20 protein-coding genes are annotated in these 21,151 nt (G+C 61.8%); 6 read left to right on the top strand and 14 right to left on the bottom strand.

All coding sequences use genetic code 11. From position 1 onward, the window contains the following. Positions 1–7 precede the first annotated feature (7 nt). The 4 genes from ACFQND_RS25350 to ACFQND_RS25335 all read left to right on the top strand — a co-directional run bounded on the left by ACFQND_RS25350 (position 8) and on the right by ACFQND_RS25335 (position 3,210). Positions 8–841, top strand: coding sequence for a 2OG-Fe(II) oxygenase (locus tag ACFQND_RS25350; RefSeq protein ID WP_371438822.1), 834 nt, complete (start codon positions 8–10; stop codon positions 839–841). A 163-nt stretch (positions 842–1,004) separates the two neighbouring features. Further along, entirely contained in the window at positions 1,005–1,895 is an 891-nt protein-coding gene (locus tag ACFQND_RS25345) for an alpha/beta fold hydrolase (protein WP_371438821.1), read from the top strand. Between the two features lie 75 nt (positions 1,896–1,970). Further along, positions 1,971–2,798 (top strand): NADPH-dependent 7-cyano-7-deazaguanine reductase QueF, encoded by an 828-nt coding sequence (gene queF, locus ACFQND_RS25340; protein WP_371438820.1) that lies wholly within the window; start codon positions 1,971–1,973, stop codon positions 2,796–2,798. Between the two features lie 163 nt (positions 2,799–2,961). Continuing rightward, positions 2,962–3,210 carry a GlsB/YeaQ/YmgE family stress response membrane protein gene (locus ACFQND_RS25335; RefSeq protein ID WP_371438819.1) on the top strand — a complete coding sequence of 83 codons (249 nt, stop codon included), beginning with the start codon at positions 2,962–2,964 and terminating at the stop codon, positions 3,208–3,210. A gap of 44 nt (positions 3,211–3,254) precedes the next feature. On the opposite strand, the gene ACFQND_RS25330 is transcribed toward ACFQND_RS25335, so the two are convergent. The 3 genes from ACFQND_RS25330 to ACFQND_RS25320 form a co-directional block, all read right to left on the bottom strand. Beyond that, a complete protein-coding gene (locus tag ACFQND_RS25330) occupies positions 3,255–4,103 on the bottom strand; it encodes an enoyl-CoA hydratase-related protein (protein WP_371438818.1) in 849 nt (282 codons plus the stop codon). A 24-nt stretch (positions 4,104–4,127) separates the two neighbouring features. Next, positions 4,128–4,430, bottom strand: a complete 303-nt coding sequence (locus ACFQND_RS25325; protein ID WP_371438817.1) for a hypothetical protein — start codon at positions 4,428–4,430, stop codon at positions 4,128–4,130. A gap of 122 nt (positions 4,431–4,552) precedes the next feature. Continuing rightward, positions 4,553–5,011: a tetratricopeptide repeat protein gene (locus tag ACFQND_RS25320; RefSeq protein WP_371438816.1), complete on the bottom strand. Its 459-nt coding sequence runs from the start codon at positions 5,009–5,011 to the stop codon at positions 4,553–4,555. Positions 5,012–5,223: 212 nt separating this feature from the next. On the opposite strand from ACFQND_RS25320, the gene ACFQND_RS25315 reads away from it, so the two are divergent. Then, the gene (locus ACFQND_RS25315; protein ID WP_377415028.1) at positions 5,224–5,742 is read left to right on the top strand and encodes a DUF1569 domain-containing protein; all 519 of its coding nucleotides are present in this window, start codon (positions 5,224–5,226) and stop codon (positions 5,740–5,742) included. On the opposite strand, the gene ACFQND_RS25310 is transcribed toward ACFQND_RS25315, so the two are convergent. Beyond that, a complete protein-coding gene (locus ACFQND_RS25310; protein ID WP_371438838.1) occupies positions 5,739–6,941 on the bottom strand; it encodes a Y-family DNA polymerase in 1,203 nt (400 codons plus the stop codon). The two genes, ACFQND_RS25315 and ACFQND_RS25310, sit on opposite strands and share 4 nt — an antisense overlap. 246 nt (positions 6,942–7,187) lie before the next feature. Between ACFQND_RS25310 and ACFQND_RS25305 the strand changes: the two genes are divergently transcribed. Then, on the top strand, positions 7,188–7,940 hold the full coding sequence (locus ACFQND_RS25305) for a TetR/AcrR family transcriptional regulator (protein WP_371438814.1): 753 nt from the start codon (positions 7,188–7,190) through the stop codon (positions 7,938–7,940). Positions 7,941–8,009: 69 nt separating this feature from the next. Here ACFQND_RS25305 and ACFQND_RS25300 read toward each other — a convergent pair whose 3' ends face one another. The 10 genes from ACFQND_RS25300 to ACFQND_RS25255 all read right to left on the bottom strand — a co-directional run bounded on the left by ACFQND_RS25300 (position 8,010) and on the right by ACFQND_RS25255 (position 21,080). After that, the gene (locus ACFQND_RS25300; RefSeq protein ID WP_371438813.1) at positions 8,010–10,163 is read right to left on the bottom strand and encodes a 3-hydroxyacyl-CoA dehydrogenase NAD-binding domain-containing protein; all 2,154 of its coding nucleotides are present in this window, start codon (positions 10,161–10,163) and stop codon (positions 8,010–8,012) included. Positions 10,164–10,311: 148 nt separating this feature from the next. After that, positions 10,312–11,517 carry an acetyl-CoA C-acetyltransferase gene (locus ACFQND_RS25295; protein ID WP_371438812.1) on the bottom strand — a complete coding sequence of 402 codons (1,206 nt, stop codon included), beginning with the start codon at positions 11,515–11,517 and terminating at the stop codon, positions 10,312–10,314. 102 nt (positions 11,518–11,619) lie between these two features. Then, entirely contained in the window at positions 11,620–12,783 is a 1,164-nt protein-coding gene (locus tag ACFQND_RS25290; protein ID WP_371438811.1) for an acyl-CoA dehydrogenase family protein, read from the bottom strand. Positions 12,784–12,881: 98 nt separating this feature from the next. Then, positions 12,882–14,042, bottom strand: a complete 1,161-nt coding sequence (locus tag ACFQND_RS25285; RefSeq protein ID WP_371438810.1) for an ABC transporter substrate-binding protein — start codon at positions 14,040–14,042, stop codon at positions 12,882–12,884. Between the two features lie 74 nt (positions 14,043–14,116). Beyond that, on the bottom strand, positions 14,117–15,277 hold the full coding sequence (locus ACFQND_RS25280; protein WP_371438809.1) for an ABC transporter substrate-binding protein: 1,161 nt from the start codon (positions 15,275–15,277) through the stop codon (positions 14,117–14,119). A gap of 100 nt (positions 15,278–15,377) precedes the next feature. Continuing rightward, entirely contained in the window at positions 15,378–17,234 is a 1,857-nt protein-coding gene (locus ACFQND_RS25275) for an AMP-dependent synthetase/ligase (RefSeq protein ID WP_371438808.1), read from the bottom strand. Between the two features lie 54 nt (positions 17,235–17,288). Then, complete coding sequence (locus ACFQND_RS25270) at positions 17,289–18,080, bottom strand: ABC transporter ATP-binding protein (protein ID WP_371438807.1); 792 nt, start codon at positions 18,078–18,080, stop codon at positions 17,289–17,291. After that, positions 18,077–18,913, bottom strand: a complete 837-nt coding sequence (locus ACFQND_RS25265; RefSeq protein ID WP_371438806.1) for an ABC transporter ATP-binding protein — start codon at positions 18,911–18,913, stop codon at positions 18,077–18,079. Before ACFQND_RS25265 ends, ACFQND_RS25270 begins: the two co-directional genes overlap by 4 nt. Positions 18,914–19,003: 90 nt before the next feature. Further along, entirely contained in the window at positions 19,004–20,080 is a 1,077-nt protein-coding gene (locus tag ACFQND_RS25260; RefSeq protein WP_371438805.1) for a branched-chain amino acid ABC transporter permease, read from the bottom strand. A gap of 124 nt (positions 20,081–20,204) precedes the next feature. Beyond that, a complete protein-coding gene (locus tag ACFQND_RS25255) occupies positions 20,205–21,080 on the bottom strand; it encodes a branched-chain amino acid ABC transporter permease (RefSeq protein WP_371438804.1) in 876 nt (291 codons plus the stop codon). Between the last annotated feature and the right edge of the window lie 71 nt (positions 21,081–21,151).

Here is a 21,151-nt window from a genome sequence, read left to right as displayed (position 1 = left end):
CCCTGCCATGAACCAGCCGCCCGCCACTGAACAGCACCTGACATCGGATGTGCTGGCGTGGATGGCGGCGCAGGCAGCGCAAGGATATACAAAAGAGAGCATTTTTGACGCCATGCGGGCTGCGGGCTGGAGCCGGGAGGTGGCAGCCCTCGCCATGCAGATGCACCCCGAGGGCCTTGCATCATTGCGCGTGCCCTCGCTGGCCTTGCCGGTCTCGGGCCGTATGGTGGATGCTGGCGACAAATGGGTGGAAGTGCAGCAGCTTTTCCAGGCGCCCGACGTTGTGTTGTTTGCCAACCTGCTCAGCGCGAGCGAGTGCCGGGCACTGATTGAAGCCGCGCGGCCGCGCCTGTCGCGCTCGCTGACGGTGGATACGAAGACTGGCGGTGAAGAGCTCAACGCCGACCGCACCAGCGAGGGCATGTTTTTTGAACGTTCCGAGAACAGCATCGTCCGTTGTATCGAAACGCGCATCGCAAAACTGCTGGGCTGGCCGCGCGAAAACGGCGAAGGCCTGCAGGTCCTGCGCTACGGCCCGGGCGCCGAGTACAAACCGCATTACGACTACTTTGACCCGGCCGAGCTGGGTACGCCCGCCATCCTCACGCGCGGCGGCCAGCGTGTGGCGACCCTCATCATGTACCTGAACGAGCCTGAAAAAGGCGGTGCCACTGTTTTCCCCGACCTGGACCTGAAGGTGGTACCCAGGCCCGGGCAAGCAGTTTTTTTCAGCTACGCGCAGCCGCATCCTGCCAGCCGCACGCTGCACGGCGGCGCGCCCGTGCAGGCTGGCGAAAAATGGATAGCCACCAAGTGGCTGCGTGAACGCGAGTTTATTTAACACCCCCGTTGAGGCTCACTGCGTGTAGCCTCCTCCCCCCTTGCAGGGGGCGGCGCCTGCGGCCTGGCAAAGCCAGTCCCGCGGCCCCCGTTGACAGGGGATACATAAGGGCGCTTGGGTGACGCGATGATTGACGTGCTTCAAGGGGTGACCATAATCCATCATGAAAATCAAAGCCAACAATATCGATCTCGAAATTGAGGACACCCACCCGGGTGATGCCACGGGCCGGCCCGTGGTGCTGCTCATCATGGGCCTGGGCATGCAACTGATCGCCTGGCCGCCGGCCATGGTGCAGGGCTTGGTGGATGCGGGTTTTCGGGTTGTGCGTTTTGACAACCGGGATATCGGCCTGAGCCGGCACTTTGACGCGCTGGGTGTGCCCAACCTGCTGTGGATGGGGCTCAAATACAGGTTGGGCCTGCGTGTTGCGCCGCCTTACAGCCTGCAGGACATGGCGGAGGATGCGCTGGGCGTGCTTGACGCCCTGCAGATAAACAAGGCGCACGTCGTGGGCGTGAGCATGGGCGGCATGATCGCCCAGCGGCTGGCCTTGCTGGCGCCGCAACGGGTGTTGAGCCTGACGAGCATCATGAGCTCCAGCGGTGCGCGCGGCCTGCCTGCTGCCAGGCCGGAAGTCATGCGCGTGCTCCTGGGCCGTCCGTCGGGCAAGGGCATGCAGGCGGCCATTGAGCATTCGGTCAGGTTGTTTAAGGTCATAGGCAGCCCCGGCTTTCAGATGGACGATGCTGACCTGCGCCAGCGCGTCACTGAAGCCACCGGGCGAAACCACCATCCGCAGGGCATAGCACGCCAGATGGCCGCCATCGTGGCGGACGATACACGCGCAGCGGCTCTTGCAAAGGTGAGTGTCCCCACGCTGGTGGTGCACGGCAAGGCCGACCCGCTGGTGCCGTTTGCCTGTGGCGAGGACACGGCGCGCCGTATCCCGGGCGCACGTATGGCCGGCATCGAGGGCATGGGCCATGATTTGCCGTCCGGCGTGGTGGAGCGTTTGCTGACGCTGTTGATCCCGCATCTCAAGCAAGAGTAAAAGCAATGGCCCCCACGTTGGTCACCACATATGCCTCTGGCAGCGCGCTAAGGGTTTAACAGCGAAAATGGGGATATGAACACTCCTGAAGAATCCCAGCTGGGCAAGAGCTCTGCCTACATTGACCAGTACGACGCATCGCTGCTTTTCCCTATACCGCGTGCCGGCAAACGTGCTGAAATCGGCATCACGGACGCGCCGCCGTTTTTTGGCGCCGACATGTGGACGGCCTTTGAGCTGAGCTGGCTGAACCTGCGCGGCAAACCGCAGGTGGCACTGGCGCACATCACCGTGCCCTGCGAGTCACCGAACATCATCGAGAGCAAGTCCTTCAAGCTTTATCTCAACAGCTTCAACAACACGCGTTTTGCCGATGCGCGTGATGTGCGGGAGCGCATCCGTGCAGACATCAACGCGGCGGTGGGCGCCGGTGTGGGCGTCAAGACCCTGGGGCCCGAGCTTTTTGACCGTGAGCCCGTGCATGAGATGGATGGCCTCAACCTGGACCGGCTGGACGTGGAGTGCATACATTTCACGCCGGCGCCCGAACTGTTGTTTGCAGAGTTTGACGAGCCGCCGGTTGAGGAAACCCTGACGAGCAACCTGCTCAAGAGCAATTGCCTGGTGACGGGCCAGCCCGACTGGGGCAGCGTGCAGATCAGCTACGCAGGCCCGCAGATCAACCAGGAGGGACTGCTGCAGTACCTGGTGAGTTTTCGCAACCACAACGAGTTTCACGAACAGTGCGTGGAGCGCATCTTCATGGACGTGTGGGCACGCTGCAAACCGCTCAAGCTTTCCGTGTACGCGCGCTACACGCGCCGCGGCGGGCTGGACATCAACCCGTTTCGCACCAGCCACCCGCAAGCCCTGCCGCCCAATATCCGGATGGCGCGGCAATAGCCGCTGTGCATTGCTGGGCATTCTTGTGGTGGTGAGGCGACACCATGCGGAAGCATGATACGAACGGTGAGCCGGCCTGTTGCGGCCTTGTCGCGTATCGGCAGCCGCTGGTTTATTGTCCTGTCATCCGCACTTTGTGCGGGCCAACACAGGAGTTTTTCTCATGCACTATGTCTGGATGGCCCTTATCGGGCTGATTGTCGGTTTTGTGGCCCGCGCCCTGCATCCGGGCAAGGACAACATCGGCATTGTGATGACTGCTGTGCTGGGCATTGCAGGCTCATTTCTGGCCCAGTACCTGGGGCAGGCGATAGGCTGGTACAAGGCCGGTGAAAGCACCGGCTTCATCGCCAGCGTGATTGGCGCGATTGTGCTGCTGGTGCTCTACGGGCTTGTTGCCAAAAAAACCTGATCGCTCAGGCCTTGTGCTGTTCCGGGGGCATGCCCCCCGGTTGCTCAGCTTCCGGACACGTCGCGAAAGCTGCGCAGCGTTTGCAGCGCATCGAAATCGGCGCTGCGTTTTTCTTTCATGGCCGTGACGGCTTCGCGCACCTGCTGGTTGCTCCAGATCGCGCCCTGCAGCCAGCCCATTTGTTTCAGTGCATCATCGACTGAATGGTCGCGTGTGTAATGGATCGCCTGTTTTGTGCCCCAGATGGCTACAGGCGGTTTGGCTGCAATCTCCTTTGCGCATTGCAGCGCGCCGGCCAGCATCGCTTCCTGTGACTCAAACACCTCGTTGACCAGGCCATAACCCAGTGCCTTGGCCGCGCTGAGCCGGCGGCCAGTGTAGGCCAGCTCCTTGACTACCGCCAGCGGCACCAGCTTGGGCAGGCGCTGCAGCGTGCCTACGTCGGCCACCATGCCGATGTTGATTTCCTGGATGCAGAAGAATGCGTCGGCGGTGGCATAACGCAGGCAGCAGGCGGTCACCATGTCGACCGCACCGCCTATGCAGCCACCCTGTATCGCGGCAATCACCGGGATGCGCAGGGTTTCCAGCTTTGTGAATGTGGCCTGCATGTCGGTCAGCAGGTCAAAGATTGCCGCACGGCCTTCGGGGCTCTGGTCGTCCATGGCGATATCGCCGCCAAAGGTTTCCAGCGCCATGCCCGCGCTGAAGTGTTTGCCGGTGCTGGAGACCAGCAGCACCCGGGCCTCGCCCGCCTTGTGGATATGGGTGAGGACCTCATCCAGCTCGCGCCAGAAGGTCGGGTGCATGGTGTTCATCGCCTCCGGGCGATTGAGCACCAGATGGGCAATGTGGTCGGTGGTGCTGAGCGAAAAGCAGGTTGTGGGCGTCATGCCCGCACTGTAAGCCAGAGCAGCTCAGTACACCAGATGCAGCCAGTCACACCTGAGACGCCCGCTGTCATGGGCGTGGGCGCGCCAGTGCACATAAAGCCGCGGCATGCAGATGCCCAGCAGGCACAGCGGATAAGCCCAGGACGCTTCAAAAACATAGGCCGGCACCCAGCCCGTCCAGCCCATCACCCATACGGTCATCACGGCTTCCCACAACTGGCGTTCTACGGGGTGCACGCCGTACTGGGCCGCGTGCCAGTCCTTGATGCGCTGCAATTGCGCCAGCGTGATGTGGTGGACCGGGTGGTGTCTGGAAGGATCTGACATAAAGCCTCCGTGCAGAAACTCCAATGTAAGTTTCGTGAAAGCTTCTGTCAATGCCGCTCATGGCTTTTTTGGGGCGCGGGCCCTGAATCCTGCACCTGCAAAACGGCGCGGCAGGTTTTCGCTTATTTGGCTGCGGCAACGGCCTTGGCCAGGTCGCGGGTTTCTTCGCAGGTGGCGCAGATGGCCTGTAGCCTGGCCAGTTGGGCCTCGGCCCGGGGTTTCTGGTTGGTCTTCAGGTAGGCGATGCCCGAGTATTCCAGCGCACCCTTGTGCCTGGGGTCCAGCGCCAGGGCCTTGTCGTAAGCAGCAAAGGCCTCGTCGTATTTGCCCAGCCAGCGGTTGGCGTAACCGAGGTAGTTGTAGGCATCGGCATTTTTCGGGTTCTGCGTGACGACCTTGCTGAAGCTGCTGACCGCCTGCGTCCAGTTCTTGGCGTCAATGGCCTTTTTGCCGACCGCGAAGTCGTCAATCTGTGCGTTTTGCACCGGGGTGCTCTGGATGTCGGCCGCAAGGGCCGCGCCGGCCAACACCAGGGCCAGGACGGGCCATGCGATGAATTTTCGGATTGAAAAAGTGTTCATGTCGGACTCCTTGAGTCATCGGTTGTTTGAGGTGCACTGCAAGCCCGCTCCCGGGATAAATGGCAAAAGCCTGAAAAAGGATGCGGGCTGCTCCGGTTTTATCCCTAAATGGGCTGGATTGCCATAAGCTGGCACAGTTCTGCTGCTTTTCGAGGTGTCGGGCGGCATGGAAACGGCAGGGCCGCCGGTACGGGTCTGCTGCCATCATTGCCATGGACCACCGCGACTTTCCCGACATGACAATGCTGGCTTTAACCGGAGCGATCACCATGGCCGATTTCCCAAAAATCCAGTCGCTGAACGATGCCTTGCACTGGCTCGACAAAATGGACAAGGCCGCCAGTGCCCGGACCACCGGGGCCTGGCCCCTGGTTTCGGTGCTGGAGCACATGGCTCAGAGCGTGGAGATGAGCATGGATGGTTTTCCGCGGCCCAAAAGCGTGGTGTTCCAGAGTACAGCCGGTGCCGCAGCATTTGCCTTCTTCAAATGGCGCGGGCGAATGAGCCATGGCCTGAGCGAGCCCATTCCCGGCGCGGCAGCACTCACCCCGGCGGGTGACTGGCGGCCCGCAGCGGTGCGCCTGGACGCCGCCATCACGCGCTTCGGGCTGCACCAGGGGCCGCTAAAACCGCACTTCGCCTATGGTGCGCTCAGCAAGAGCGATTTTGCGCGGGCCCATGTCCTGCACATCGCCAACCATCAGGACGAGATCGTGCTGGACCAGGTTTAGAACAGCTGGTCACCTGCTATTGATTCAGTAGCTGCCTGCGCACGTTTGACGGAGGTTGCGGGCATTTTTTTCTCTGAAATGGCCTCCTCGCCGGCTTTTGCCAGGGTGGCTGCGCGCACACCCAGCAGGCGCAGTTTCCTGTCCAGGGGCACCCGTTTCAGGCACTGGCCCGCCAGTTTCCGTATGGTGCTGCCATCGGCCGTATAGGACTCCGTCGTTTGGTCACGGGTCGCGATCCTGAAGTCGTCGTAACGCAGCTTGATGCCAATGGTTTTGGCCACATAACCCTTGCGCTGCAGGTCCTCGCCCAGCTTGCTGCACAGGTCGGTGAAGATGGCGCCCAGAACCGCCCTGTCGCGCACCGCATGCAGGTCCCGGTCAAAAGTGGTTTCGCGGCTCATGCTGACCGGCTCGCTTTCCGTCACCACCGGCCTGTCGTCCCGGCCCCACGCAGCCTCGTGCATCCAGGCGCCTGTGGCTTTGCCGAAGTTGTCAACCAGCCATTCGGGGTTTTGTGCGGCGAGCTCGCCTATGGTGTGTATGTGCAGCTTCGCCAGCTTCTCACCGGCTTTGGGGCCTATGCCGTTGATCTTGCGCACGTGCAGGGGCCAGATTTTGCCCTGCAGGTCATCCTCATACACGATGGAAATGCCGTTGGGCTTGTTGAACTCGCTGGCCATCTTGGCCAGCAGCTTGTTGGGAGCTACGCCTATCGAGCAGGTCAGGCCGGTCTTTTCAAGGATGGCTTTCTGTATCAGCCGTGCCAGCACCCGGCCGCCTTCACGCTGCCCGCCGGGCACGTCGGTGAAGTCGATGTAGACCTCGTCCACCCCGCGGTCCTGCATCAGCGGCGCAATCTCGGTGATGGTGCTTTTGAAAAGCCGCGAATACCTGCGAACTTCTTCGAAGTCCACCGGCAGGACGATGGCCTGCGGGCAGAGTTTGGCGGCCTTCATCATGCCCATGGCCGAACCCACGCCGAACTGCCGCGCTGCATAGGTGGCCGTGGTGATGACACCGCGGCCCACATAATCCTTGAGCAGGGGAAAACTTTCGACCGGAATGAAACGCAGCGCCCGCTCGCCTTGCGCCGCCCGCAGTTCTTCATCGATCTTGCGCCGCCCGCCGCCTATGACCACCGCCAGGCCCTTGAGCTGCGGATAGCGCAGCAACTCGACCGACGCAAAAAAAGCGTCCATGTCGAGGTGGGCAATGCGGCGGATTTTGGGCCGGTCAGGGGTGGATGGGGCGCTCACGTGGCAAGCATAGCGTTTCTGGGCAGGTGGTCGCGTTCGCCGGAAAAGGCTTGTGCTTTGGCAGGGAATGCGCGGGCGGCAGGCAGCCTGCATGCGGCTTTGGGCGCTGGCCTGGCTCCGGCAGATCCGGCTTTATTTTTAGAAAGCAAATGATTGCTTAAATAAGGCTTGCTTGATACCATTGTAAGTATGAAAAAAGGAAGTTCGGGTACACAGCCATCCGCCGCCGCCGTGCGCCTTATTGCGGGAAAGCCTGTGGCCGTGAGCAAGCGGCGGCCTGCCGCTGTAGCAACTGCCGCGGCGCTGACCCAGGCCGAGCCGGCACCCAAGCGGTCGCGCGGGCGGCCACGTAAAACCCATGCCGAACTCGACGAGGGCAACCGCCGCCGCCTGATCATTGATGGCGCCGCACGGCTGTTCCGCACCAAGGGTTTTGATGCGACCACCACCCGCGACATCGCGGCAGCGGCCAGCATGCACAGCGGCTCGCCTTTCTATCATTTCAAAAGTAAAAGTGCGCTGCTTTATGCCGTCATGGGCGAGGGCATGGCCATGGCGGCACAAAGCCAGCAGCAGGCGCTGGAGACCCTGGGGTCGGATGCATCGGCATCCGAGAAATTACGCGTGCTCATTCGCCACCATCTGGAAGTGGTGCTGGGTCCGCGCAGCGATTTCATCCCCGTGATGCTGTACGAATGGCGCTCGCTGACGACCGTGCAGCGCAAGGGCATCTCACGCGTGAAGGATGGTTATGAGGCTGTGTGGATGCCTGTGCTGGATGCACTTGTTCAGCAAGGTGCGCTGCAGTCCGAGCCCCGTGTGGCGCGGCTCTTTATTTTCGGCGCACTCAACTGGGCGGCCCAGTGGTACACGCCCAAGGGCGGCAAGACGCTGGACCAGCTGACGGAACAGGCACTGCTCCTGTTTATCCAGAAAGCCTGATCTGCTTCTGAAAGAATAGCTGCCTGCGCTTGATCGACAAGGGCCAACAGCCATTCTTGTTAAAAATCCTCAGTAGCGTGGCTGGAACCTGCTGATGGCGGCGCGGGCTGCTGCGTCGAGTGCAAAGCCGGGGCCATGGCGCTGCGCGAGTTCGTCGGCTCGGCGCAAAAAGGTCTCGATGCCCGTGCCGTAGATGAACTGCATGGCGCCGCCGGTCCAGGCCGGAAAGCCGATACCGAAGATGGAGCCGATATTGGCGTCATGCACGCTGGTCAGAACACCTTCGGCGAGGCAGCGTGCGGTTTCAACAGCCTGGCGGTAAAGCAGGCGGTCCTTGATCTCCTGAATGTTCCAGGGTGCATCGGGTTTCTCGAACAGCTTGCGCAGCTCGGGCCAGAGCTGTTTTTTGCCGCCGGCCGGGTAGTCGTAAAAGCCGCCGCCGCCCACACGGCCGGGGCGTTTCAATTCCTTGACCATGCGTTCCACCAGCAATTCGCCGGGTGTGGCTGCGAATGTTTTACCTTCGGCGGCGAAGTCGGCGCGCGTCTGGTCGAGCACATGCACGCTGAGTGTGAGCGCGGTTTCGTCCAGCACCGCCAGCGGTCCCACGGGCATGCCGGCCTGCATGGCGGCGTTCTCGATCACGGGTGCAGGAACGCCTTCGCCCAACAGGGCCGCACCCTCCATCACAAATGTGCCAAAAGTGCGGCTGGTGTAAAAGCCGCGTGAGTCGTTGACCACGATGGGCACCTTGCCCAGCGCCTGCACATAGTCGAAGGCGCGTGCCACGGTTTCGTCGTCGGTGGCCTTGCCGCGGATGATCTCGACCAGTTTCATCTTGTCCACGGGGCTGAAGAAGTGAATGCCCACGAATTTTTCGGGGTGTGCACTGGCCTGTGCCAGGCCCGTGATCGGCAGCGTGGAGGTATTGCTGGCAAAAAAGCCACCTGCAGCCAGTTGCGGTTCGGCCTCGCGTGTGACCTGGGCCTTGAGTTCGCGGCTTTCGAACACCGCTTCAATGATGAGCTCGCAACCCGCGAGGTCGCTGGCATAAGCGGTGGGGGTGATGCGCTCCAGCAGCGCCTGCTGTGCGGCAGCATCCATGCGACCCTTGTCTACCCGTGCCTGTGTGAGTTTTTGGCTGTAGGCCTTGCCGGTCTGGGCTTTCTCGATGCTCACATCCCTGAGCATGGTGGTGATGCCCCGGCTGGCCTGGGCCCAGGCAATGCCCGCGCCCATCATGCCCGCACCGAGGATGCCGACCTTCGCTGGTTTGTAGCGCGGGGATTTCCCGGGGCGTGACTGTCCACCCTTGATCGAATTCATGTCGAAAAAGAAGGTGTTGATCATGTTGCGCGCCACCGGGCCGGTCATCAGGCGTGCGAGGTAGCGGCTTTCTATACGCAGCGCGGTGTCGTAGTCCACCAAGGCACCTTCGACCATGGCCGCCAGCGCGGCTTCGGGGGCCGGGTAGAGGCCGCGCGTGGTCTTTTTGAGCATGGCAGGCGCCACCGAAAGCGCCGCGGCGATCTTGGGGTTGGCCGGCGTGCCGCCGGGTATCTTGTAGTTTTTGTCGTCCCAGGGCTGGACAGACACGGGATGGGCTTCAATGTGCTTCAGCGCTGCAGGCAGCAGCTGTTCAGGTGTGGCCACCAGTTCATGCACAAGTTGCAGCTCCGCCGCCTCACGCGGGTTGAAGAGCTTGCCTTCGAGGATATAGGGCTGTGCGCCCATCAGGCCCAGCAGCCGGGTCATCTTGGTGACGCCGGTGGCGCCGGGCATGAGGCCCAGCGTGACTTCGGGCAGGCCGAACTGGATCTTGGGGCTGTCCACGGCTATGCGGTAGTGGCCGACAAGCGCGACTTCCCAGCCGCCGCCCAGCGCCGTGCCGTTGAGGCAACTGACCACCGGAATGCCCAGTGTTTCCAGTGCACGGAAGTGTTTTTTCATGTGCTCGATTTCGGCGAACACGGCGGGTGCATCGGCGGGTGTGAGGCGCATCGTGGCCTTCAGATCGGCGCCGGCGAAGAAACTGCCCTTGGCCGAGGCGAGTACCACACCCTTGAGCTGTGCGCGGTCGGCCAGGACGCAGGTGGTGACTTCGCCCAGGTCGGTCTGCCACTGGCGGCACATGGTGTTGACGCTGGAGCCAGGTTCATCAAAAGTGATCAGGGCGACCTTGCCGCCGGCGGCGTCCAGGAGTTCGTAGCGAATGGTTTGCATGAGTTTCTCTCTTGGTCAGTGATTCATGTGGTGCGCCTGGCGGATAAAACCAGCGCGGTCCAAGCCAGCGGCCGCCGCGGATCTGGCTTTGCCAGGCCGCTGGCGGCGTCCCCTTGGGGGGAAGACGCGAAGCGGCTCAGGGGGGCTCTCATACCCGTTCAATGATGGTGGCGATGCCCATGCCACCGCCCACACACAGGGTGGCCAGGCCGTAGCGCAGCTTGCGCCTGTGCAACTCGTCAATCAGGGTGCCGAGGATCATGGCGCCGGTGGCGCCCAGCGGATGGCCCAGGGCGATGGCGCCGCCGTTGACGTTGACCTTGTCGTGCGGCACACCCAGTTCACGCATGAATCGCATGGGCACGGCGGCAAAGGCCTCGTTGACTTCGAACAGGTCTATCTGTTCAATGCGCATGCCGGCACGCGCCAGCGCCTTGAGCGCCGACGGTACCGGGCCGGTGAGCATGATGGTCGGGTCTGCGCCGCTCAGCGCCGTGGCCAAGATGCGCGCGCGTGGCGTCAGGCCGTGGGCCTTGGCGGCGGCTTCATTGCCTATCAGCACGGCGGCCGCGCCATCGACGATGCCCGAGGCATTGCCTGCATGGTGAACGTGGTGGATGCGCTCGACCTGCGGGTAACGTTGCAGCGCTACGGCGTCAAAGCCCATGGCACCCAGTTGCTCGAACGAAGGCTTGAGCGCGGCCAGGCCTTCGAGCGTGGAATGCGGCTTGATGAACTCGTCCTGCTCCAGGATGGCCAGGCCGAGGGTGTCGCGTACCGGGACCACGGAGCCGGAAAAATAGCCCGCGGCGCGTGCGGCGGTTGCGCGGCGCTGTGATTCGAGTGCAAAGGCGTCCACGTCGGTACGTGTGAAGCCGTCCAGCGTGGCGATCAGGTCGGCACCTATGCCCTGGGGCACAAACAGGGTGGCCGAGTTGGTTTCAGGGTCCTGCGCCCAGGCACCGCCGTCGGAGCCAATCGGCACGCGGCTCATGCTTTCCACACCGCCGGCCACCACCAGGTCTTCCCAGCCCGAGCGTACTTTTTGCGCGGCCATGTTGACGGCCTCCAGGCCAGAGGCGCAAAAACGGTTGACCTGCACACCGGCGCAGCGAAAGTCCCAGCCCGCCTTGAGCGCAGCCACCTTGGGCAGCACTGAACCCTGCTCGCCCACGGGCGAGACGATGCCCATGACGATGTCGTCCACGGCGGCGGTGTCGAAGCGGTTGCGCGCCTGCAGCTCGGTCAGCAGGCCGGCGAGCAGGTTGATGGGCTTGACCTCGTGCAGGCTGCCGTCCTTCTTCCCCTTGCCGCGCGGGGTGCGAATGGCATCGAATACATAGGCTTCAGTCATGGCATGGTCTCCAGTGAGTGTGGCGATGGATCAGGCGATTGATGGCCCGTACACAGCAGTATATATTTTGCAGAGCATATGCTTTGTGTAAATTGAAAGCCCTTACCTGCCCAGTCCCATGGCGCGTGAGATCACCTCTTTCATGATCTCGTTGGTGCCGCCGTAGATGCGCTGCACGCGCGCGTCGGCATAGGCGCGGGTGATGGGGTATTCCCACATATAACCGTAGCCGCCGTGCAGTTGCACGCATTCATCCATCACCTTGCACTGCAGGTCGGTGGTCCAGTACTTGGCCATGCTGGCTGTGGCGGTGTCAAGCTTGTCCTGTGTGATGAGCTCGCAGCACTTGTCCACGAACACGCGTGCCACCTGCACTTCGGTCTGCAGTTCAGCCAGCTTGTGGCGCGTGTTCTGGAAGGTCGCCACGTTCTGGCCAAACACCTTGCGCTGGCGGGTGTAGTCGACGGTCCAGTCGATCGCCGCCTGTGCTGCAGCCACGGCTGTGATGGCGATTTGCAGCCGCTCCCAGGGCAGTTGCTCCATCAGGCAGATGAAACCGCGTCCTTCCATGGCGGGCCCACCCAGCAGGTTGTCTGTGGGTACCTTGACGTTGTCGAAAAAAAGTTCGGAGGTGTCCTGCGCCTTCAGGCCCAGCTTCTTGAGGCGCTGGCCTTTTTCGAAGCCCGGCATGCCGCGCTCCACCAGCAGCAGGCTGGTGCCTTTGGCGCCGGCGGCCGGGTCGGTCTTGGCGACCACCACCACCAGGTCGGCATGCCAGCCGTTGGTGATGAAGGTTTTGCTTCCATTCAGCACATAGTGCGAGCCATCGGCGCTTTTCAGGGCCGTGGCCTTGATGCCTTGCAGGTCGCTGCCGGCGGCGGGTTCGCTCATGGCAATGGCGCCCACCATTTCACCGCTGGCGAGGCGGGGCAGGTATTTGCGCTTTTGCGCTTCGGTGCCGTAATGCAGGATATAGGGCGCCACGATTTCGCTGTGCAGGCCAAAGCCGATGCCGGTGAAGCCCGCGCGGCCTATGGCTTCGATCTGGGCGACCGAGTAGAGTTTGTCGGCGCCCGCGCCGCCGTATTCTTCAGGCAGGCTCATGCACAGGAAACCGTTCTGGCCGGCCCGGGTCCATACGGCGCGCTCAACGTAACCTTGCTCCTCCCAGGCGGCATGGTGGGGTGCGATTTCCTTTTCAATGAAGCGGTCGAAACTTTCGGCAAAGGCCTGGTGGTCGGCGTTGAACAGGGTGCGGTCGATCATGGTGGCGGGCTTTCGGATAAGAAGGGAAGGGGATGATTTTGCAACTGGAAAAGAAAAACCGCCCCTAAGGGCGGCTGCAGGTGAAAGGGCGGCTGGTCTCAGGGTTTCACGTAGTCGGAAACCACTTTCCATTTGCCGTCCTGGATTTGTGAGAGGCGGCTGAGGTTGCTGCCCAGGCGTTTTTGCGGGCCGAAGGTGGCCTCGGCGCTGCCGAAAATATCGGGCGGGATGACCATGGTGTCCATGGCCTTGATAAAGCTCTCGGTGTTGAGGTTGGTGCCTGCCTTTCGTGCGGCGCCTATGAATGCATCTATGACGTTGTAACCGTAGACGGAGAAAACGGTAGGGTCTTCGTTGAACTTGGTCTTGTACTTGTTGGCCCAGAAGCGGATAGGCTGTGATGCCTCGTCCAGGTAGGGGTTTTGCACGGTCATCGTGGCGTACAGCCCGTCCATGGCCTTGCCGCCGAGTTTGTGGATCAGGTCGGTGTAGGCCGCGCTGGAGCCGAGGAAGGTCGGGTTGAAGCCGGTTTTGCGCGACTCGCCTATGGTGCCTATGGTCTCGCGGATGATGGTGCCGAGGATCACAAAATCGCAGCCGACGGATTTCATCTTGGCAACCTGCGAGGAAAAGTCGGTGGCGCCGCGCTTGAATGAGGTCTTCTCGGCGTAATCAGTGCCCATGGCCTTGAGTGCCGCCTCGCCGCCGCGCATCACCTCGAGCCCGAACTCGTCATCCTGGTAGATGGTGCAGATTTTTTTTGCGTTCTTTTCCTTTATGAGCTTGGGCGCGGCCAGGCGGATCTGGTCATAGTAGGTGGCGGCAAAGGAATACTTGAGCTTGTTGAAGGGCTCGTACATCTCGCGTGCAGCCGTCACCGGGAAGAAGTTGATGACGTTTTTACTGAACTGGACCGGCATGGCGGCAAGGTTTTGCGCCGTGCCTATGTGGCCCACCATCATGAAGATCTTGTCCTGGTTCACAAGCTTTTGCGCGGCCAATACGGCCTTCTTGGGGTCGTAGCCCGAGTCCTCCACATGCAGTTGCAGCTTGCGGCCATTCACGCCGCCCTGTTCATTGGCTTCGTCCACGCGCAGCATCATGCCGAGCCGAACCTGCTTGCCAAAGCCCGCAAGAGGCCCTGACAAGTCCTGGATCGAACCGAGTGTGATGCTGTCCCTGGAGACGCCTTGTTGCTGCGCCAGGGCGCCCAGCGGCAAGGCCAGAACCAGCAGTGCTATACGTGAGATCAGTTTCATGGTGACAGACTCCTTGGGTTGAACGTGTAAAGAGGTATGAAGGGGTATGAGGCGTTCTGAAAAAATGCCAGTTGCTATTTGAAATACTCGGAAACCACGTGCCATTTGCCGTTCTGCAACTGCGAAAGGCGCGACGAATCATTGCCCAGACGTTTGGTGGCGCTGAATGACAGGGGCGGGCTGCCGAAGATGTCGACTGGAACGTTGAGCGTGTCCATGGCCTTCACGAAGCTGTCGGTCGTGAGGTTGGGGCCGGCCTTTTGCGCACCCTTGATGAACAGGTCCATGAGGGTGTAGCCGTAGGCTGAGAAAACCGACGGGTCTTCGTTGAACTGGGTCTTGTATTTGTTGGCCCAGAAACGTAGCGGCTGCGATGCTTCGTCCAGGTAGGGGTTTTGCACCGTCATGGTGGCATAGAGCCCATCCATGGCCTTGCCGCCGAGTTTGTGGATCAGGTCGGTGTAAGCCGCCACGGATGCCAGGAAAACCGGATTGAAGCCGGTTTTTCGTGCCTCGCCAATGGTGCCAATGGTTTCACGGATGATGGTGCCGAGCACAACCAGATCGCAGGAGGAGGCCTTCATTTTGGCGACCTGCGAAGAGAAGTCGGTGGCGCCGCGCTTGAAGGATGTTTTCTCGGCGAGTTCCTGGCCGGCGGCCTTGGCGCCGGCCTCGGCGCCGCGCAGAACTTCCAGCCCGAATTCATCATCCTGGTAGATGATGCAAACTTTTTTGGAGCCTTTTTCCTTGATCATGCGCGGCACGGCGATGAGCATCTGGCTGTAGTAGGCGCTGAGCATGGCGTACTTGAGCTTGTGCACGGGTTCGTACATCTCGCGCGCAGCCGTGAGCGGCATGAAATTGACGACATTTTTCTCGAACTGGACAGGCATTGCCGCATTGTTTTGCGCCGTGCCGATGTGGCCCACCATGATGAAAATCTTGTCCTGATTCACCAGCTTTTGCGCTGCCAGCACCGCCTTTTTGGGGTCGTAGCCAGAGTCCTCAATCAACAGCTTGAGCTTGCGGCCATGGACCCCGCCCTGCTCGTTCACCTCGGCAACGCGCAACTGCATGCCGTTGCGTGCCTGTTTGCCGTAGCCGGCCAGTGGCCCCGAGAGGTCCTGGATGGAGCCGATCCGAATCTCGTCCTTGCTGACGTCCTGCTGCTGCGCGAGAGCCAGTGTGGCGCCCAATGCCAGAACGGCCAGAACCAGGGTGGATTTCATTTTCATGCTCGTCTCCTAGGGAGTAATGAACGGTTATAGGGCCACACCCGTTGAAAGGCACCAGTGATTTCCCTGTATGCACAGGAAAACGCCGTCACCGGGGCTTTCAGCGGTACATGGCATCCACCTGGGTTGCGTACTTCTGTTGCACCAGCTTGCGTTTGAGTTTCATGGTGGGCGTGAGCTCTTCGTCCTCGGCCGAAAGCTGGGTGTCCAGCAGGAAAAATTTCTTGATCTGTTCCACGCGTGCAAAGCGGGCATTCACGCGGTCCAGCTCGCCCTGTATCAGCGTCTGCACCTGCGGCGTGCGGGTCAGGCTGGCATAGTTGCTGAATGGCACGTCGTTGTCCTGCGCGTATTTCTCGACGTTTTCCTGGTCGATCATGATGATGGCCGTGAGGTAGGGTCGCGCATCGCCTATCACCACGGCATCGGTGACATAGGGGCTGAACTTGAGTTCGTTCTCAAGCTCGCTGGGCGTGACGTTCTTGCCGCCGGCGGTGATGATGATGTCTTTCATGCGATCGATGATGCGCAGGTAGCCGTCGCCATCCATCACGCCCACGTCGCCGGTATGCAGCCAGCCGCCGGCATCGATGGTCTCGGCTGTTTTTTCGGGCAGGTTCAGGTAGCCCTTGAAAACATTGGGGCCGCGCACCAGGATTTCACCCGTGGCTGCATCCACGCGTACTTCATTGAAGCTGGCTGCCGGGCCTATGGAGCCAGGCTTGATGCGGCTGGCAGGCACGCCGGTAGCTGCGCCGCAGGTCTCGGTCATGCCCCAGACTTCCAGCATGGGCACACCCAGGGCGAGATACCACTTCACAAGTTCGGGCGAGATGGGGGCGGCGCCCGTAACGAGGAAACGCGCGCGGTGTATGCCGATGAGCTTGCGCACGTTGTCCAGCACCAGCCAGCGCGCCAGCCGGAACTGCAGCTTGAGACCGGCGCCTACGGCCTGGCCGGCGAGCACCTGGTCGGCAATGCGTGCGCCCACGCCTATGGCCCAGCGGTAGGCGACCTGCTGCAGCAGGGTTGACTCCTTGAGCGAAATGGCCACGGCCGAATAAAACTTTTCCCACACCCGCGGGACCGCAGTGAAGACCGTGGGCGCAATTTCGCGCACGTTTTCCGGGACGGTGTCGGGGTTTTCCACGAAGTTGAGCTTGCAGCCGGTGTACAGCGCGAAATACTCGCCACCCATGCGCTCGGCAATATGGCAGAGCGGCAAAAAGCACATGGCTTCGTCGTCCTCGTCGCGCGCAATCAGCGTGTTGTAGCCGCGCACGGTGTAAGCCAGTCCGCCGTGGGTGTGCATGGCACCCTTGGGTTTTCCGGTGGTGCCGGAGGTATAGACAAGGATGGCCAGGTCTTCCGGCCGGCAGGCCTCGGAGCGGCGCATGAGTTCCTGGGGGTGCTGCTGGTTCCAGGCCCGGCCCAGTTCGCGCAGCGCCTGAAGGCTCAGCACGCCGGGGTCGTTCAGTGTGCGCAGCCCTTCCATGTCGAACACGATGATCTTGCGCAGCAGCGGCAGTTGTGCGCGCACTTCCAGCGCCTTGTCGAGCTGTTCGTCGTTTTCCACCAGCAGGACACAGGTGCGCGAGTCTTCGCACAGGTAATGCACCTGGCTGGTGGCGTCGGTGGGGTATATACCGTTGGATACGCCGCCGCAGGCCAGCACGGCGATGTCGGCGAGCACCCACTCGATGATGGTGTTGGACAGTATGGAGGCGCACTCGCCGGGCGCAAAGCCCAGCGAGAGCAGGCCGCCGGCAATCTCGCGCACAGCTTCGGCACTTTCGTCCCAGGTCCAGCTGCGCCAGATGCCAAGCTCTTTTTGCCGCATCCACACGTTCGGCCCGCGCTTTTGAACGCCGGCCCAGAACATCGCGGGAATGGTGTCGCCCGGCAGCACGCTTTCGGTCGTGGGCTGTATGTGGGACAGGTCCCAGAGATTAGACATGAGCCTCCCGGGAGGTCAGTTGGCGGGCGGTGTTGCATTTGGGGTGTGGCATGGCTATCTCCAGTTTTTCTTTTTCTTCCAGCGCCGCTCGCCGCGCACGCCGGCGTCTTTCATGCCGAGGTAGAACTCCTTGATGTCGTCCTTGTTGCGCAGCACCTCGCAGCTGCCTTCCATCACGATGCGGCCGTTTTCCAGGACATAGCCGTAATCGGCGGCGTTGAGCGCCATGTTGGCGTTTTGCTCCACCAGCAGTATGGTGGTGCCGCGCTCGCGGTTGATGCGCACCACGATTTCAAAAATCTCCTTGGTAAGCCTGGGCGACAGGCCCAGGCTGGGCTCGTCCAGCAGGATCAGCGCCGGGTTGGCCATGAGTGCGCGCGAGATGGACAGCATCTGCTGCTGCCCGCCCGAAAGCAGGCCCGCGTCCTGCGCGGCGCGTTCTTTCAGTATGGGGAAATAGGCATAGACCTGTTCCAGGTCGCGCGCAACGGCGTCGGCATCGGAGCGGGTGTAGGCGCCCATGATCAGGTTGTCGCGCACGGACAGCAGTGCAAACACCTCGCGCCCCTCGGGCACGTGCATCAGCCCGCGGCGCACGATGGCTGCCGGGTCCTGTGCGGTGATGTCGGCACCCTGGAATTCAATCGAGCCCTTGCGAGGGTCGATGATGCCGGAGATGGTCTTGAGTATGGTGGTCTTGCCCGCGCCATTGCTGCCCAGCACAGTGGTGATCTCGCCGGGCTGCACCTGCAGGCTCACGCCGCGTATGGCCTTGATCGGGCCATAGGCGCTTTCGACGTTTTGCAGCCGCAGCAGGGGTTGGGCCGGTGTGGCTACCGCGCTCATGCTGCCGTCCTTGCCGGGGCGCTGCCGGCGGGGCGGCGCAGGTTGCTCACGTCGTCTATGCTGCCGAGGTAAGCCTCGATCACGCGCGGGTGCGCCTGCACTTCCTGCGGCGTGCCCAGTGCCACGACCTCGCCCTGGTTCATGGCCAGCACGCGGTCGGAGACCTTGGAGACCAGCGACATGTCGTGCTCGACCATCAGCACGGTGATTCCCAGGTCCTGGCGGATGTCCTGTATCCAGAAAGCCATGTCGTCGGTTTCCTCGGTGTTCAATCCGGAAGAGGGCTCATCAAGCAGCAGCAGTTCAGGCTCGGTGCACAGCGCGCGCCCGAGTTCCACCACCTTGCGCACGCCGTAGGGCAGGCCGGCCACCAGCGTGTCGCGGTAGTGCTGCAGGTCAAGAAATTCGATCACTTCCTCGGCCTTGTGGCGTGCACGCATTTCGGCGCTGCGCACGCGGGAGGTGAACAGCATGTCGGACCACAAGCCGGTTTCCCGGCGGGTATGGCGGCCTATCAGAAGGTTGTGCAGCACGCTGGCGTGCTCGAACAGTTCGATGTTCTGGAAGGTGCGCGCGATGCCCAGTCCGGCCACGGTGTGGGGCGCTTGCTGTGTCAGCAGCACCTGGCCCTGAGGCCCGGTGTAGCTGATGCTGCCGGTCGTGGGGGTGTAGATTCGGCTGATCAGGTTGAACACCGTGGTCTTGCCTGCACCGTTGGGGCCTATCAGCGTGAACACTTCGCCGCGCCGCACGTCGAAGCTGACCTGGTTGACCGCGAGCACACCACCGAAACGCACGCTGAGGTCACGGGCGGAAAGAAGAATGTTATCCATGGGTAAAACCCTTGAGCGCCGCCGGGCCGCCCCAAGGCGCGAGGGCCCCTTCGGGGGGCAGCGCAGTACACGAAGTGACAAGCGTGGGGGTCATTTCAATCTGTCCGATTTCTGGAATGATTTCTGCCGCTTGAACATGCCCTGGCGGTAGAACGGGAACATCTGCAGCCAGGTGCGCACCTTGAGCCAGCGGCCGTACAGGCCCATGGGCTCGAACAGCACAAAGGCGACAAGCACCACGCCGTACACCACGGCCTGCAGACCGGGTGCCTGGCCAATGGCGTCGGGCAGCCAGTCCTTGCCCAGGGAAATCACTTGCGGCATGGCGATGAGGAACAGGGCGCCCAGAAACGCACCATGCACCGAACCCAGCCCACCTATCACGATCATGAGCAGCAGGTCTATCGATTGCAGGATGCTGAACTGGTCGGGCGAGATGAACTGCAGCTTGTGTGCATACAGGGCACCGCCTATGCCCGCCAGTGCAGCCGACAGCGAGAACGAAAGCGTCTTGTAATAGGCCAGATGGATGCCCATGCTTTGCGCCGAGATTTCCGAATCGCGTATGGCGACGAAGGCGCGGCCCGTGGGGCTGCGCAGCAGGTTCAGTATGCCCAGCGTGCAGGCCACCGCAATGACCAGGCACAGGGCGTAAAACGACTCGGTCGATTCGAGCTTCCAGCCCCAAAACTCGGGCGGGCTCAGGTGTTTGCCTGCATTGCCGCCGGTGACGGACTCCCAGCGCGCAAACACCTCTTCGACGATGAAACCGAACGACAGCGTGGCCATGCCCAGGTAAATGCCCTTGACGCGCAATGCAGGCAAGCCGACCACCACACCCACCGCTGCGGAAAGCCCTGCCGCGCAGGCAATGGACAGCATGAACGGCCAGCCCATGCCGGTGAGCACGGCCTGCGTGTAGGCACCCACGCCAAGAAAGGCCGCATGGCCTAGCGAGAACTGCCCGGTGAACCCGGCCAGCAGCATCAGTCCGAGGCCGACGATGGCGTAGATCAGCACAAAGGTCAGTTGTGCCAGCCAGTATTCGGGTGCGATCCATGGTGCAGTCACCAGTGCAACAAGCAGCAGGCCGTACCAGAACGTGTAGCCGCCGTGTTTGGCCAGGCGAATGTCTTGCGCGTAGCTGGTTTTGAAGACGAAGCGCATTAGACGACTCCCCCCCGAAGCGCCTTCGGCACCTCCCCCTCAGGGGGCGCCACCAGCGGCCCGGCAGAGCCGGTTCCGCGGTGGCTTCGCAGTGCGGCCTGGCACGCATCAGTCTGTGTGCTTTTCATACTTTTTTCCTGAGTGTTCCGCCAAACAGGCCGTTCGGGCGCACCATCAGCATGATCAGCACGACGATGTAGGCCGCCGTATCCTTGAACCCATCGGGCAGGTAAAACCCCGAGAGCGACTCGACGATGCCAATCACCAGCCCGCCAACAATGGCGCCGGGCAGGCTGCCAAAACCGCCCACTACTGCCGCAGGGAAGGCCTTGAGCCCGATGAAGCCCATGTTGGCATGCACAAAGGTGATGGGTGCCAGCAGCAGCCCGGCCACGGCAGCGACGGCTGCCGCCAGGCCCCAGGCCAGGCCGTTGAGGCGCTGTACCGGAATGCCCATGTAATAAGCGGCCAGCTGGTTTTGGGATGCCGCCTGCATGGCAATGCCCAGCTTGCTGTAGCGAAACAGTGCAAACAGCAACAGGCAGAGCAGGGCCGTCGCACCGACCACCACCAGTTGCTCGGCATTCAGCACCAAACCGCCCAGGTTGAAGGACATGTCCTTGTAGGGGACGGGCAGCGTGTGTGTTTCGGTGCCGATGTTCGGGATCATGGTCACCAGCCCGCGCAGCACGTAGCCTATGCCTATGGTCAGCATGACGATGGAGAACGCCGGCTGGCCGAGGATGGGCCGTATCACCAGCCGCTCCAGCACAACACCGAACAGGCCCATGGCCGCGATGCTGGAGAGCACCGCCACCCAGAACGGGAAACCCAGCAGCGTCATGAGCGCCAGGCCGCAGAAAGCGCCCAGCATCATGAGTTCGCCCTGCGCAAAGCTGACGGTTTCGGTGGCCTTGTAGATGAGCACGAACCCGAGGGCGATCAGCCCGTAGATGCATCCCTGCGATATGCCGCTTATCAACAATTGCACAAGTTGCACCCGGATTCTCCCGAATATTTACACAAAGCATTTGCTTTCCATAAATAATGTAGATGTGCCCCGCAGATACC

Origin of the sequence: Polaromonas aquatica, from assembly GCF_042659145.1 — a bacterium.
Taxonomy (GTDB): Bacteria; Pseudomonadota; Gammaproteobacteria; order Burkholderiales; family Burkholderiaceae_C; genus Polaromonas; species Polaromonas aquatica.
Note: the sequence above shows the minus strand (reverse complement) of the source record. Positions and strands in the feature narration are given on the sequence as shown.

Excerpts from the sequence above, each read along its gene's own strand:
- ACFQND_RS25270 (WP_371438807.1), bottom strand. The coding sequence starts at position 18,080 with ATGAGCGCGGTAGCCACACCGGCCCAACCCCTGCTGCGGCTGCAAAAC.
- ACFQND_RS25330 (WP_371438818.1), bottom strand. The coding sequence starts at position 4,103 with ATGACGCCCACAACCTGCTTTTCGCTCAGCACCACCGACCACATTGCC.
- ACFQND_RS25320 (WP_371438816.1), bottom strand. The coding sequence starts at position 5,011 with ATGAACACTTTTTCAATCCGAAAATTCATCGCATGGCCCGTCCTGGCC.
- ACFQND_RS25305 (WP_371438814.1), top strand. The coding sequence starts at position 7,188 with ATGAAAAAAGGAAGTTCGGGTACACAGCCATCCGCCGCCGCCGTGCGC.
- ACFQND_RS25335 (WP_371438819.1), top strand. The coding sequence starts at position 2,962 with ATGCACTATGTCTGGATGGCCCTTATCGGGCTGATTGTCGGTTTTGTG.
- ACFQND_RS25325 (WP_371438817.1), bottom strand. The coding sequence starts at position 4,430 with ATGTCAGATCCTTCCAGACACCACCCGGTCCACCACATCACGCTGGCG.
- queF (WP_371438820.1), top strand. The coding sequence starts at position 1,971 with ATGAACACTCCTGAAGAATCCCAGCTGGGCAAGAGCTCTGCCTACATT.
- ACFQND_RS25345 (WP_371438821.1), top strand. The coding sequence starts at position 1,005 with ATGAAAATCAAAGCCAACAATATCGATCTCGAAATTGAGGACACCCAC.
- ACFQND_RS25280 (WP_371438809.1), bottom strand. The coding sequence starts at position 15,277 with ATGAAAATGAAATCCACCCTGGTTCTGGCCGTTCTGGCATTGGGCGCC.
- ACFQND_RS25260 (WP_371438805.1), bottom strand. The coding sequence starts at position 20,080 with ATGCGCTTCGTCTTCAAAACCAGCTACGCGCAAGACATTCGCCTGGCC.
- ACFQND_RS25315 (WP_377415028.1), top strand. The coding sequence starts at position 5,224 with ATGGACCACCGCGACTTTCCCGACATGACAATGCTGGCTTTAACCGGA.
- ACFQND_RS25310 (WP_371438838.1), bottom strand. The coding sequence starts at position 6,941 with ATGGACGCTTTTTTTGCGTCGGTCGAGTTGCTGCGCTATCCGCAGCTC.
- ACFQND_RS25265 (WP_371438806.1), bottom strand. The coding sequence starts at position 18,913 with ATGGATAACATTCTTCTTTCCGCCCGTGACCTCAGCGTGCGTTTCGGT.
- ACFQND_RS25275 (WP_371438808.1), bottom strand. The coding sequence starts at position 17,234 with ATGTCTAATCTCTGGGACCTGTCCCACATACAGCCCACGACCGAAAGC.
- ACFQND_RS25350 (WP_371438822.1), top strand. The coding sequence starts at position 8 with ATGAACCAGCCGCCCGCCACTGAACAGCACCTGACATCGGATGTGCTG.
- ACFQND_RS25290 (WP_371438811.1), bottom strand. The coding sequence starts at position 12,783 with ATGATCGACCGCACCCTGTTCAACGCCGACCACCAGGCCTTTGCCGAA.
- ACFQND_RS25285 (WP_371438810.1), bottom strand. The coding sequence starts at position 14,042 with ATGAAACTGATCTCACGTATAGCACTGCTGGTTCTGGCCTTGCCGCTG.
- ACFQND_RS25300 (WP_371438813.1), bottom strand. The coding sequence starts at position 10,163 with ATGCAAACCATTCGCTACGAACTCCTGGACGCCGCCGGCGGCAAGGTC.
- ACFQND_RS25295 (WP_371438812.1), bottom strand. The coding sequence starts at position 11,517 with ATGACTGAAGCCTATGTATTCGATGCCATTCGCACCCCGCGCGGCAAG.